Source organism: Candidatus Saccharibacteria bacterium oral taxon 488, from assembly GCA_010202465.1.
In the GTDB taxonomy this organism is placed as follows: domain Bacteria; phylum Patescibacteriota; class Saccharimonadia; order Saccharimonadales; family Saccharimonadaceae; genus Nanosynbacter.
Map to the genome: position 1 here is coordinate 521291 of CP047919.1, position 13958 is coordinate 535248.

Annotated in this window: 12 protein-coding genes and 1 pseudogene; 2 read left to right on the forward strand and 11 right to left on the reverse strand. The window is 53.0% G+C overall.

Annotated elements, in window-relative coordinates; all coding sequences use genetic code 11:
* Positions 1–28 precede the first annotated feature (28 nt).
* The 3 genes from GWK76_02835 to GWK76_02845 are packed head-to-tail and all read right to left on the reverse strand — an operon-like array spanning position 29 to position 4521.
* On the reverse strand, positions 29–1228 hold the full coding sequence (locus GWK76_02835; protein ID QHU92238.1) for a DUF348 domain-containing protein: 1200 nt from the start codon (positions 1226–1228) through the stop codon (positions 29–31).
* Positions 1229–1270: 42 nt separating this feature from the next.
* The gene (locus tag GWK76_02840) at positions 1271–3364 is read right to left on the reverse strand and encodes a UvrD-helicase domain-containing protein (protein QHU92565.1); all 2094 of its coding nucleotides are present in this window, start codon (positions 3362–3364) and stop codon (positions 1271–1273) included.
* A 5-nt stretch (positions 3365–3369) separates the two neighbouring features.
* Entirely contained in the window at positions 3370–4521 is a 1152-nt protein-coding gene (locus tag GWK76_02845) for a hypothetical protein (protein QHU92239.1), read from the reverse strand.
* Positions 4522–4591: 70 nt separating this feature from the next.
* Here GWK76_02845 and GWK76_02850 point away from each other — a divergent pair, with 70 nt between their 5' ends.
* A complete protein-coding gene (locus tag GWK76_02850) occupies positions 4592–5266 on the forward strand; it encodes a hypothetical protein (GenBank protein ID QHU92240.1) in 675 nt (224 codons plus the stop codon).
* A gap of 247 nt (positions 5267–5513) precedes the next feature.
* Here GWK76_02850 and GWK76_02855 read toward each other — a convergent pair whose 3' ends face one another.
* The 7 genes and pseudogenes from GWK76_02855 to GWK76_02885 form a co-directional block, all read right to left on the reverse strand.
* A complete protein-coding gene (locus tag GWK76_02855; protein QHU92566.1) occupies positions 5514–6278 on the reverse strand; it encodes a triose-phosphate isomerase in 765 nt (254 codons plus the stop codon).
* 16 nt (positions 6279–6294) lie between these two features.
* Positions 6295–7530, reverse strand: coding sequence for a phosphoglycerate kinase (gene pgk, locus GWK76_02860; protein ID QHU92241.1), 1236 nt, complete (start codon positions 7528–7530; stop codon positions 6295–6297).
* A 12-nt stretch (positions 7531–7542) separates the two neighbouring features.
* Positions 7543–8966 (reverse strand): annotated as a pseudogene (pyk, locus tag GWK76_02865) (pyruvate kinase).
* A 43-nt stretch (positions 8967–9009) separates the two neighbouring features.
* Positions 9010–9729, reverse strand: coding sequence for a ribonuclease III (gene rnc, locus GWK76_02870; GenBank protein ID QHU92242.1), 720 nt, complete (start codon positions 9727–9729; stop codon positions 9010–9012).
* On the reverse strand, positions 9730–10227 hold the full coding sequence (locus GWK76_02875; protein QHU92243.1) for an NUDIX domain-containing protein: 498 nt from the start codon (positions 10225–10227) through the stop codon (positions 9730–9732).
* The gene (nusB, locus tag GWK76_02880; protein ID QHU92244.1) at positions 10208–10663 is read right to left on the reverse strand and encodes a transcription antitermination factor NusB; all 456 of its coding nucleotides are present in this window, start codon (positions 10661–10663) and stop codon (positions 10208–10210) included. The genes GWK76_02875 and nusB overlap by 20 nt, the downstream gene beginning before the upstream one ends.
* A gap of 27 nt (positions 10664–10690) precedes the next feature.
* A complete protein-coding gene (locus GWK76_02885) occupies positions 10691–10840 on the reverse strand; it encodes a hypothetical protein (GenBank protein QHU92245.1) in 150 nt (49 codons plus the stop codon).
* Positions 10841–11036: 196 nt separating this feature from the next.
* On the opposite strand from GWK76_02885, the gene GWK76_02890 reads away from it, so the two are divergent.
* Positions 11037–11435 (forward strand): hypothetical protein, encoded by a 399-nt coding sequence (locus GWK76_02890; protein ID QHU92246.1) that lies wholly within the window; start codon positions 11037–11039, stop codon positions 11433–11435.
* 1 nt (position 11436) lies between these two features.
* On the opposite strand, the gene GWK76_02895 is transcribed toward GWK76_02890, so the two are convergent.
* On the reverse strand, positions 11437–13956 hold the full coding sequence (locus GWK76_02895) for a leucine--tRNA ligase (protein ID QHU92247.1): 2520 nt from the start codon (positions 13954–13956) through the stop codon (positions 11437–11439).
* Positions 13957–13958: the final 2 nt, after the last annotated feature.

The following is a 13958-nucleotide window of genomic DNA, read 5'->3' on the forward strand; positions in this document are numbered from 1 at the left end:
GTATTATACCATATTTATCTAATAATTACTAGTACCACCCTCTGGCCTTGCTGTGCGCCACCGCTTTTTCCCATGAACCATATCGCCCCATGACGTAACCATGCATCCAATTTAGCGAATCGACTGGGTTGAGCGGATTTCCTGGTACTTTACTACATGGCAACGCTTGTGCGAGACCGCAGGCACCGCTCTGGTTGCGAGCATTGGGATTCCAGCCACTTTCTTTCTGCACCAGCCACTCGGCATAACCCCATTGGTCACGCGGGATATTTGACGAAGATAACCATTGATCTTTATTACCACCACCAGTATACGGCATAGCCGCATTCTTTGTACCGATAATTTCAACTTGTTTTTTAGGCTGTTTTATTACTTGGCTAGCAATCTCCCGACGGCTCACCTCCTTGCCATTTTGCACCTCAATCTCATAGGTCACGGTTCGCCGGCCCTTTTCGCCGGCCTCTTTCACCTCCTTGTGACCCGTCTCGCGATTGGCATCCCGCACTGTCTCAACCGGAAAAGCGACATCTTCATCAGTGGTAATTGTCTGCTTACCGTTACGCCAAACATCCAGCCGCATACCACTGGTAATCGGCGCCTCGAGCGGCAGTGATACGGTGTCGTTGCTGGCCAGCTGGACATGCTTTTCCTTGAGTAGCGCGCCGACGGTTTTCGCGTGGGTGCGCACTTCAGCCAGTGACCCGTAGAGATTGAGCTGTAGTGGCGTGGCCCGCTTGATGGTCAAGACTGCATTCGTGCCGCTAGCAACCACGTTTTCGGCGGCATGAATATCGACGATGTCCTCGCTATAGAGTTTGATCCCCGCTGCTTTGGCAATCGCCGCCGGGGTTTGCTCCGCCGTAGTTAGCCGAATACGCGCCCGGCCATCGACTACCGTTACCGGCCGAGCCCGAAAAATATTAACGTTATATGAACTAGCGACCAGCTCTTCATTAAGTGCCGGCTCTACTACATCTCGCCGCTCGTCAACCTCAATCCGCGCCGCCTTCAGTGCCTCGCGCACCGTTTTTGCCCGAGTGATAATTGTTTTCTCGACTCCCTTATCATAGACACTCATCAGACGCTGGCCGTCGCTCCGTGATGGACGCTCGGTACCCTGCGCCAGTGCAGCATCCGCCAGCTGGATCAATGTCACTCCAAGCACCAGCAAACCGATCAATAGAAAAATCTTCTTTGAATGGTAGCGAATAGATAAACTCTTTTCCATAATCTCGCTCGTGGGCAGTGCCACAAACTGCTATGTATTATATCAAATTTTCTCTAATCTGGCGAATTCTACATTAAGCTTTTTCGTATTACCATCAGCAAATTGCACCGTCACCGCCATCCCGTCAACATCCACCACCTCACCCGCACCAAATTGTGGGCTTCGCACCCGCTCACCAACCTCGAGACCTATGTCATCAGTATAAAACACATCACCAGCTGGCGGCGCGGCAGGTGCATCCAGACCGCCGCTCATCAGCCCCATCTCATCGAGAAATCGCGACGGCAGATTATAGCCGATCTGACCGAACTGCGTCCGTGAACTAGCACAAGTCACAAACAGCGCCTCTCGGGCCCGCGTAATCCCCACATAACAGAGGCGGCGCTCCTCCTCAACATCATCCGCTTTACCGCTGTCAAATACCCGTGCGTGCGGCAAGATTCCTTCCTCCAAGCCAGTCATAAACACCACCGGAAACTCCAGACCCTTTGCAGCGTGTAGCGTCATCAAGGTGACCTGCTGGTCTGCTTGGCTATCACTTGATGACATCAGCGCCATGTCTTCGAGGAATGTCGATACATCAGCATAGGCGTGCGCCTCGGCCACCAAAACACCGAGGTTTTCCAGCCGCTCTTCGGCCTGCACACTGCCGTCATTCACCGCTTCGCCGTAGCCGGTCTGCTCAATAATTTGTTCAATCGCCTCGGCCGGCGCCCTGTCAAGTAACTGTTGTAATTTTTGCATCAATTGACCGAACACCCGCAGCGGCTGCTTGACACGAGCGCTCAACCCTGTAGCCTCATCAACCGCCACCAGCCCCTCAATAATATTCCGACCCGATTGATCGGTCCAATCGAGAAATTTCGCCACGCTCACCGCGCCGATGCCACGCTTTGGTAGATTGACGATTCGCGTGAAGCTAACGCGGTCACTGGGTTGATATAATAACCGAAGATACGCCAGTACGTCCTTGACGACTGCTCGATCCAGAAACCGCAGGCCACCCACAATCTTGTAGGGGATGTGTCGTTGACGCAGCGCGCGCTCTATGGCGTAACTCTGGGCGTTGGTGCGGTACAGTACCGCTATGTCGCTATAGGCTCGGCCCATCCTGGCCTGGCGATGAATTTCGTCAGCCACTGCCTGTGCCTCCTCGGCCTCGCTGTACAGTCGCCATAATTGCGGTGTCATCCCGCCAACTGCTTCTGTCCACAGGCTCTTGTCGGTGCGCTGGGTGTTATGTTGGATTAAGTTATTTGCCACCGTTAAAATCGCGCCCGTTGAACGGTAATTTTGCTCTAGTTTAATCACCGCTGCGCCCGGAAAGTCACGCTCAAAGTTAAGAATATTGGTATAATCTGCGCCACGAAAACTATAAATTGACTGCGCATCATCACCGACCACACAGAGGTTGTGCTCTGGACCAACTAGCAGCTTGATCAGCGCATACTGCACCGCATTGGTATCTTGATACTCGTCGACGAGAATGTGGCGAAATTGCTGCTGCCATTTGTGGCGGATGTCAGGCGAGGAGCGCAGTAGCTCCACCGCCTTAAGCAATAAATCATCAAAATCGAGCGCCCCAGCCCGGTGCATAGCGGCCTCGTACGCAGCAAATAATTCGGCCATTTGCTGTTTGACGGGGCCAACCGCCTGCATCATATACTCATCGGGGGAAAGCATGTCATTTTTTGCCGCAGAAATAGCCGCAGCGATGCGGCGTGGCTTGATGTCGCGATCAGTCAGCCCGCGCGATTTCATCAACTGCTTAATGAGGCCCAGCCGATCATCTTCGTCATAAATAATAAAATTACGACCGAGACCAATTGACATCCCGTCTATCCTCAGTAGCCGCACACACATACTATGAAATGTCCCCATCCACGGCATGAAGCGTCGATCCGAGGCGTCTTCGCCCAGCATATCAGCCAAGCGCTGACGCATCTCTCGAGCAGCCTTGTTGGTGAAGGTCACCGCTAAGATGCGGCTGGGAAAAATCCCTCGCTGGCTAATCAGATAGGCGATGCGATGCGTTAAGGTTTTTGTCTTACCACTCCCCGCTCCCGCTAAAATAAGCAGCGGCCCGCCATCATGCTGGACGGCTCGCCGCTGTTCGGGGTTGAGTTCAGATAGGATGTCCATTACTTATAGTATAGCAGGAAAAAGTACGCTGCCGCACCGCCACCAACGCCGATAAGGGCAAAGAGAATGATCAATAGAATGGTACCGATGCCAGATTTTTTCTTATCAGGCTGGAGCGCTTCCCCGGTGGCTGGCTGGCTGGCTGCCGCATCAAACATCGGCTCTGGATCTGGTGCGATCTCGTCACCGGCCGTGTATTGCTGAGGAATATCGCCCGGAGTGTGCGGTCGACGTGGCGTCTCATCACCAGCTATCTCAGCGCCACTCTCATCCATCGACTCGATCGCCATGAGTTCACTGTCTAGTTCTGATGTATCAGCGGCGGGCTGCTTGGACGAAGCGCCTACCGATGTAGCATCTGCGTCGAGTTGCTCACTGACCTCGCTGGCTTCAATTTCATCAATGGTCGCTTCAAGGCTCGTACGATCAGCAGCAATGTCAGTATCAGCCGCCTCATCATGGTGTTCTACTACCTCGTCTCCAGCCGCCGCATCCGTCACCAGACGATCATCATCGGCCGTTAATTCATCCATGGTTAGTCCTTCACTATCAGCCGCCTTGGCCGGAGCGTCCTCTGCCAGCAAGCCCTCCTCGATAAAGGCGCTGTCGGTACTGGCCTCAGCTTCACTCGCCATCGACTCATAATCAGGCACGTCCTTGGTATTGAGCGACACATTGTCTGACGTCAGACCTTCAGCTACGTGCGATGGATCGGGCTGCAGAACGAGGCGTGGTGGTCGGCGCTTAATCTCGCGATCAGCTGCCGGTGAGTGAGCGGTGTTATCATCCGCCATCATATCGCTTGACGCGTCCTCGGCATCTTCAGTCATGTTAACGCCTTGCTGGCCGTTATTACCAGCCCGACCGGACAGATATGAGCCAGTCGGCTGAAGCGTCACGCCAGTGCGCGGCTGAGAAACGCTATGCCCGCGCATGACAGACGATGGGTGCACAACGTCCATGAAACGGCCAGACGGTCGACGCGAAATAGCTGGTGATGGAGCAACGGCCGGCTCGTCATCATGTTTTGTATCTGAAGAATCATCAGTTGGTTTCGCTGCTGACGTATCGGTCACTTTATCCTGCGGTGCGTCTGAGGCAGCCTGGTCATCCGCCTTTTTAGCTGGTGTTTTGATATCTGGAAATACCACGGCTGGTTTAGTCTCTGAGGCGGCGTGCGGAAATCCATTGGCTTCCGTCGACGGTGAAGCCGTCTCCCTGGTGGATGATTCTTGTAGTGAGGTCGGCGGCTCGCCCTGTGACTCACTGTGTGGCTCGTCATCACTAGACTCCGGGGTTGTTGACCGGGTCGGCGGTTCTGGTATCGAAGTAGGCGACGGCGGGACAGGCGACGAGGTTGTCTTGAACGACGGTATCGGCTCGAGCGTCAGCTTCGAGACAGGCTTTGGCGCTGGCTTTGTAACAGAAATCGGGACAGCAGTCGGCGCCGGTGTTGCTGCAGCCGCTGGCGGCGCACTTGGAGTGTTTGATGAGGCTGATGATTGTGTTGTCTTGGCCGGGGCTGGTGGCTTGCTCGTATCGGTACTTGTTGACTCGGATGCGGGTACGGTTGCCATGGCTGAAGTTGGAGATACAGGCGCAGACACGGGCGTCGACAGCGGTGCTGGCGTCGCTGTCGGTGCAGTGGTCGGCAACGGAGGCGTTAGCGGCTTGATGGTCAATGGCGGAATCGGCGTTGATGGCGTGGTGGCAGGCGACGGTGGGGCTGACGGAGCAGGGGCTGCTGGTGCTACCGACGAAGACGGTGACGTAAGTGGCGACGGCGGCGTTGATGTTGGTTCAGACTTCTCAATCGGCTGCGGTGCGGTAGCCACTGGCGCGCTCGGTGGCGTTGATAATGACACCGCAGGTTGCGGCGCAACTGGCTTGGGTTGAGGGCTTAGCGGCGCGACCGGAGGTGTCGCTGGTTCAGGCTGAGAAGCGGGGGTGCTAGATTGAACAGATTCAGGCGACGACGCCTTCACCGTATTTTCAGCAGTACTAGCCGCGGGTGCCGTCGACGTCGCCACGTCCGTATCAACACCGGCCGCCTGCTGAGCCGCTTCTTTCTCTGCCCGTTTCTGCATCAGTGACGTCACCGCCCGATCAAGTTCGTCAAAATCAATGTCTGACATAAGCCCCCCTATTCTTTATGCGCCTTCTTTACTATCTCCGTAAATTGATATGCGTCCAGACTCGCTCCACCGATCAGCAGTCCATCAAGTCCCGCCACTGCGAGATAATCACTAGCATTATCAACCGAGACACTGCCGCCATACACCACGCGTACCGCCTCGGCTGCTTCCTTGCCAAATAAATGCGTGATTTGCTGGCGAATCACCTTGAGCACCTTGGCAAGGTCACTCGGCTGCGCATACTCGCCGCTACCGATTGCCCATACTGGCTCGTAGGCGATCACCACATGGTCTATCTCCTCGGCTGTGATATTTGCCAGGCCATTTACAATCTGATCCTGGAGCACCTCGCGCGTTTCGCCTAGCGTCCGCTCGTGTGCCGTTTCACCAATGCAGAGAATCGGCTGAAGTCGATTACGCAGTGCTGCCTGTACCTTGAAACGAATATCCTTGTCGCTCTCCATAAATATATGTCGCCGCTCGGAGTGACCAATGATGACATAGTCAACCATACCATGTAGATGCGACGCCGGCACCTCGCCGGTGTATGGACCGTGGTCGCGCCAGTAACAATTCTGGGCGGCGAGCTTGACGATCCGACGCTTGATTTGCAAGCTCAAACTCTGCAAGGTCAACATTGTTGGCGCCACCACCACCTCGACGTCACGACGCACCGGCAGCTGCTCCATGAGCTTATGTAAATACAAACTGGCCTCATGCATAGTGAGGTTCATCTTCCAGTTGCCGATAATGAGTGTTTTTCGCGTCATAATGCTTATGTTTAGTGTATCATTTTAGTCCGTGTGCGTCTAGTAAACTTTCCACACCTGGTAATTTTTTGCCGCTCATCAGCTCGAGGCTAGCCCCGCCACCGGTAGAAATATGCGAAAATTGCTTGCCGTCATGCCCATCCCACCTAAGGACAAACTCTGCCGTATCGCCGCCGCCAATGATTGAGGTGACGCCGTGGTTTTGTACGATGGCTTCAGCGATCCGAGCCGACCCTCGAGCAAACAACGGGTTAGTCGAGTACCCCAGCGGCCCATTCCAAATGACTGTTTTGGCCGAGGCAATCACTGAGGCAAATTGTGCCATCGTCTGAGCACCAATATCTAGCGCCATCTCATGCTCACCGATCCCATCAACCGACACTTCATGACGATCACCCGATGCTTCTGGTGACAACGCCACCGCTACGTCGCTAGGTAGCCGCAAGAACTGATCGACCTGTTCATCACCAACCTTCCCGGCAGCACGGTGGTAGATGGCCGCGAGCACTTGCTCTTGATCCGGCTCAACTGTGCTGTGACCCATCCTGTGGCCGCGGTAGGCGAGGAAGGTATTGGCCATCGCCCCACCAATCAAAATTGTGTCAGCTTTATCAATCAGCCGCTCAATCAGCGCAATCTTATCAGCAATTTTCACACCACCAATAATCGCCACTACTGGTCGCGCTGGACGTGACATCGCTGCGGTTAGCGCGGTATATTCGTGCACCAACAGGTCACCGGCTAGCCCCGGCACGTATAGCGTAATCGCATGGGTACTGGCGTGAGCTCGATGTACCACCGCAAAACCATCCTGCACAAAATAATCCGGCCGCACCGCCCGAGCAATTGCCTTGGCAAACACCGTATCATCACGCGACTCCTCGTCATAAAACCGCAAATTTTCTAGCATCAGTATGTCGCCGGCTGCCATATGCCGCGCTGCTTGACGAAGTTTATCACCGACACAGCCATCAATAAACTGCACTGGCCGCCCGAGCAGCTCAGCCAGTCGGCGCGCCACTGGACGCAGGCTATACGTCGGATCGGCCCCCTTTGGCCGCCCGAGGTGACTCATCAAAACAATCTTGCAGCGTTGCTCTAATAGATAGCGCAGAGTCGGCAAACTAGCGCGAATTCGTAAGTCGCTGGCAATCCCACCAGTCGCAGTCAAGGGCACATTATAATCAACCCGCACCAGGACGGTCAGCCCGCGGAGATTAACGTCATGAATTGTTTGCTTGAAAAATCTGCCCACCCTTTTCTCGTCCTACTCCATTGTCCGGATCTGGATATTGTCAGTCTTGCCCGGCCGGCCTGGTTGATGGCCGCTGACCAATACCAACGTCACTGGATCCTCGCCAAAGTAACCTTCGGCCTTTAATTCCTCCGCTAACTTATTCGCCGAACCGAGACCACTTGGGCGAACGTACGAGCGCGTGGCGTAACTTAACGCTAATTTCTGGGCCGTTTTTTGGCTATCAGTAACGCTAATAATCGGCATATTCGGTCGAAAGGCACCGACATTCACCGCGGTTACACCGGTGCTAGTCTCAGCAATGATTGCTCCCGCCTTAAGTTCAGTAGCCAACCGCGCCGCCGTGTAACTGAGCAGCGCGTCATGCTTGCGGCGCTTCTCACTCGACTCAACCGCCATGACATCACTGTGCTCCTGAGTGTACATAATCGTCCGGCGCATTGCCTGCACTGTCTCGATCGGATATTTACCGTTGGCCGTTTCATCCGACAACATCACCGTGTCGGCACCCTGGATGACCGCATTGGCAACGTCGCTCACTTCAGCGCGAGATGGCTCAGGATTGTCAACCATGCTGCCCATCATCTGCGTGGCGACGATGCTGAGCTTAGAATATTTACGACAAAGAGCGATAATACGCCGCTGAATAACTGGCACGATCTCTGCCCCGGCCTCAACCGCTAGGTCGCCGCGCGCCACCATGATACCGTCACTTGCCTTGACAATCTCCTCCAGATGCTCATCGGCAATTGCTGATTTCGTTTCGATCTTAGCAATGATATACGCATCCGATCCCAGCGCTGTCAGCCGCGAGCGTAAATCAATAATGTCGTCCTCTGTCTGCACAAAACTGAGCGCCACATAATCAAAATCTTGACCAGCCGCCCACTCGATATCGGCGATATCTTTTGGCGTCAAGATATCACCACCAAAATCGGTATCTGGCAGATTCAGACCCTTGCGGCTCATCAAAAATCCGTCATTCTGTACCTCCACCTTGATGGCTGTTGGACCAGCAATTTCACGAACGATCGACTTGATCTTGCCATCAAACATATACAGCGGCTCGCCAACTTTCATTTTCTCGGCGAGATTATACTGGACGGGTAGATTGAAACTTCCATCGTGTTCCGCAATCGACGAATCAAGCGTCAGCATATCACCAGCCCGCACCGTCAGCATGTTGTCTTTGAGAACGCCGAGGCGGATTTTGGACCTTGAAGGTCTTGGAGAATGGCAACTGGTTTACCCTGCTCATGACTGGCCGTGCGAATCCAGTCGATTTGCTCACGCCGCTCATCATAACTACCGTGGCTGAAATTCAGACGAAAGCCATTGACACCGGCCTGCATAAGTTGACTAATTTTATCCTGACTCATCGTTGCCGGACCGATAGTCGCTAGGATCTTGGTACGTTTAAAAATTGTGTTACTCATCCTTTTGATTATAACACCGGTTAGGCGCTGAGAAAAGATATAATCACTGTTCAGAATTAGCTGCCCGATATCGAGCGATCGCTTGGCGGGCGGCTTGCTGTTGAGCCACCTGCTTGGACGGACCCACGCCGCGTCCCATCAGCGTTTCACCGACGAACACCCCAAGCGTGAAAACCTTATCATGATCTGGACCTTCCTCGCCCAAAACTTTGTACACCGGCGTCTGACCATCAACGCGCTGAGAAATTTCCTGCAAATACGACTTCGGATCGCGCCAGCTGCCTGATTCCAAAATTCCGTCCAACTTAACGATGATATGTTTATGAATAAAATCGCGCGCATCGTCAAAGCCACGCTCCAGATAAATCGCGCCAATGACTGCTTCAAAGGCATTGGCCAAAATCTGCAAATGCGCCCGATCCGAACCATTTTTCTCACCCTTGGACATGCGAATCAGCGACCCGTAGCCCAAGGTATCACCCGCATCGCCGATACTTTCCGTCCGCACCAGTGCCGCCCGCCACGCTGTCAAAATACCTTCTGGCTCAGAAAAATTCGTAAACAAATATTCCGTGACTGCTAGCTCCAACACCGCATCACCGAGGAATTCCAACCGCTCGTTATGCTCGTGGACTGATTTTCGGTGTTCATTAACGTAGCTACGATGCGTCAAAGCCGTAATCAACAGATCCAAATTATTAAACTCAAACCCCAACTTCTCACGCGCAAACTCCTGATACGGCGCCGTATTCATCCCGCTCATCTATAGATTCTCCTGCCTGATTCGTTTCATAGCGAGCAGAATCAGCTTGCCAATATCCTCATACTCGATCTCATCCAGCGCCTCATGAAAGGTAAACCACGCCAGGCCATTCATCCAGTCTTCTTTTTGCAGTTTTTCGTCCGGATCAAGCGCCTTCATCAGGTACACTTGCTGCGAAATCAGCACTAACTTATCAAGCCGGCGATAGCGAAAATTAATCTTGCCCAGCCAGCCACATACCTCGATATTCTTGAGGCCAGCCTCTTCACCAACCTCACGCTTGGCGGCAGCCTGTGCCGTCTCGCCCGGCTCAACGTGGCCCTTGGGAATTGTCCAGCGATCCCGCGCGTCTTGGTAGAGTAGAAACTCAACATCACCTTTTTTATTGCGTCGAAACACCACACCACCGGCGGTTGGCTCGCGAACTATTTCTTGGATCGACGGTTTTTTGCGACCGCCAAAATATTTCTTAATATGATCAAAGCTGCTTGTCTTCATCGGCATCCTCTTGAAGGGAGCGATACGCTGTGCCGAGCACACCGTTCACAAATTTCCCTGAGTTATCCGAACCAAACGTTTTTGCCAGTTCCACTGCCTCGTTGATAGCCACTTTTGGTGGCACTGCTGCCCGAGAAAACAATAATTCATACAGCCCGAGCCGCAATACCGTCCGGTCAATTCGCGATATCTGCTCAATCGGCCATTCTGGCGCCAGCGGACGAAGTTTATCATCAAGCTCTGCTTTATGCGTGGTGACGCCATTGATCAGACCCCGCACAAACTCAACATCATCGACTGACGATTTGTATTTCTCAAGATTGCGCGTCAAGATATCGGCGACATTAACCCCGCTGTCGCCAACTTCCTGGCGAAACTCAATCTCGTATAAGGTCTGCAACGCGACGATTCGTCCCAAATGACGGTTTGAAGCCATGACAAAAACGTTCCTGTTCGTGTTAGTTTATTTTATACTCTTATTACCAGTCTCGCGTTTGGTCGTCTTGACTTTCACTGGTGACGTCCCGTTGACGCGGCGTGCTAATTTCAGTACCAAGTGGCTGCGACGCAGACCAGTCTTGCGCGGGCTGCTCTGCTTTTTTGGTTGTGCCATAGAAAAATCTCCTTTATTTCAGTTTATCGTAACACTTGGGCTTCATTATACCGGTTTTTGATAGATTTCTCAAGGGGATGCAGAGATGATGCAGAGCGATGGCGATACGCTGTCAGGGGGTATTATTGACTTTATATAATATTTATGGTAATATCGTAAACATCACTTACAATAGAAAGGATACATCCTACTAATTATGGATAAGAAAAACTTACCCCCTCAATCTGGGGAAACACTAAGTCGACTAGGTGAGCTGAAACTGGCCATCGGATCAGGAGCGATGCTAGCGGTAATGGGGGCGGGTCTCGGCATCGGCATTAACGGTATCGCCAACGCCGATAAAGAACCGGCGGAATCACCTCTAGTTGGCTCTTATATGATGCATTATGACCCCACGGAAGCTAATGCCACAAATGATTCAGATGTATGTGCAGCAGCACATTCCGTTGTAAGGGATGCCAATACTACTACCCAAATTGATATAGTGGGTTGTGCTACGGAATCCAAAAAGCTCGCTGGTCTTCCACAGGGAACACGCGTACGAGTCGAGGTACACCGGGATGGCTCGGTGACGACTAAGCCCCTCGGCAACTAACCTAGACAACAATATTCACCAACTTCCCCGGCACATAAATCACCTTTTTCGGTGTCCGGGCGTCGAGATAGGCGCGAACCTTCTCGTCATCCAGCGCTCGTTGCTCAATCGTCTCTTTATCAGCGTCAGCCGGCAGCTCCAGCCGTGATCGAAGCTTACCATTGACCTGAACGATGATGGTCATCACATCGCTCACCAGATATTTTTCATCCCATTTCGGCCAGTGATCGACATGAATAGTGTCACTATGGCCCAATTCTTGCCACAATTCTTCGGTGATGTGCGGTGCAAATGGTGCTAAAATTTGCAGCAAACTCTCCAAGGCAAACTGCCACGTTTCTGTTGCTTGCATGCCGTGTGTTTCTTTGAGCTTGTATAGGCCGTTCACCATCTCCATCATCGCCGCCACTGCCGTGTTGAACTTTTCATCCTCAATGTCGCGAGTGACTTTCTTGATAGTGAGGTGAGTGAGGCGCAATAATTCAGAAGAATCAGTCGATGACGATGGGTCGCTCAAGGAAGGGTTAGTGGATGGTGATGTATCCGCAACCACAAACTCCTGCACTAAATTCCACACTCGGTTTAAGAACCGATACGTCCCCGGCACTCCGCGCGGATCCCACGGCGCATCCATATCGTACGGCGCGATAAACATCTCATAGACGCGCAGCGCATCAGCGCCATAACCGCTGTCCATGATTTCCATTGGATCGATAACATTGCCCTTAGATTTGGACATTTTTTGACCGTCCGGCGCCATGATGTAGGCGTTATACATCATCCGCTTGAACGGCTCCGGCGTCGGCACCAAGCCCAGTTTATAGAAAAATCGCATCCAAAAACGACTGTACAACAGATGCGCCACCGCATGGTCGGCACCGTTGTAATAATCGACCGGCATCCAATGACTAATGCGCGCTGGATCCCACGCCTCGGCATTATTGTGCGGGTCAAGATAGCGTAGGAAATACCAGCTGGAACAGGCATAGCCGTCCAGTGTGTCAGTTTCGCGCCGCCCTTCATACCAATTATCGCCCGCTGGTTTTGGCTCGGTGATCGGCACCGTTTTACCCGTCTCAACATCAACCCACACGCGCACCCAATCATCAACTTGCGCTAGGACCGAGGTGTTACCGCCCGTCGGCTTGAAGTTCTCGACTTCTGGCAAAATCACCGGCAAGCACTCATCCGCCACGGCAATTGGCTCATAACCATCAACATGAACCATCGGAATCGGCGCACCCCAGTACCGCTGGCGAGAAATCAACCAATCGCGCATTTTATAGGTAGTCTTACTCCGGCCCAAGCCCTGTTGCTCCAGCCAGGCTACCACCTGTTCGCGAGCCTCTTCGCTGCGCAGGCCGTCAAAATCGCCCGAGTTAATCAATTCGCCTTCGCCCGTGTAGCAGCCAGCATCCGCCGAGTTTTCTGGCTTTTCAATCACTTGCACTACTGGCAAATCAAATTTTTCGGCAAACTCCAAATCGCGCTCATCATGCGCCGGCACCGCCATAATCGCGCCAGTACCGTAACCGCCGAGTATGTAGTCCGCCACCCAAATTGGTAGCTTCTGGCCGTTGACCGGGTTGATGGCATAGCTGCCAGTAAAGACGCCAGTTTTGTCTTTATTTTCCTGGCGTTCAACGTCGGATTTTTTCTGTGCTGCTTGAATGTATGCTTCAACCTTGGCACGCGTGTCGGCATTGACTAGCTGAGAAACCAATGGATGTTCTGGCGCCAGCGCCACATACGTCGCGCCAAACAGCGTGTCAGGACGCGTGGTGAAAACAGTTATGACGTCGTCGCGGCCTTCAACTACAAACTCAACCTCCGCGCCAACCGACCGGCCAATCCAATTTTTCTGCATGGTCTTGACCATGTCCGTCCAGTCTAGGTCGTCAGTCGCCTCTAGAATTTCATCAGCATAGGCGGTGATGCGGAAAAACCACTGTTTGAGGTTGCGCTTGGTGACGGGGTTACCGCAACGCCAACATTTGCCGCCCTCAACTTGCTCGTTAGCTAGCACCGTATTGTCGGTATCGCACCACCACTGCGGCTGCTCCTTCTGGTACGCCAAATCGTGTTTGTACAGCTGCGTAAAAATCCACTGGGTCCATTTGTAGTACTCGGGGTCGGCGGTGGAAATCTCCTTTGACCAATCGTAGCTAAAGCCGAGGCGCTTCAGCTGAGCGATGAAATGCGCCTTGGCTTCGTCGTGCGCCACTCGCGGCGTTTTACCGACCTTGATGGCGTAATTTTCTACGGGGAGGCCAAAGCTATCCCAGCCAATTGGATGATAAGTATTATAGCCCTGCTGACGCTTGAGGCGCGCTTTAATATCGGCAAACTGAAACGTCCGACCGTGACCGATGTGAATACCCGCGCCAGTAATACCAGGAAGCATGCTTAGACTATAGTACTTAGGGCGCGTCGTATCACCAAGGTCAGTGACATAGGTACCATCAGCCTCCCACTTATCTTGCCATTTTTTCTCAATTTCCGTCGGATTGTAGCGTTTCATAC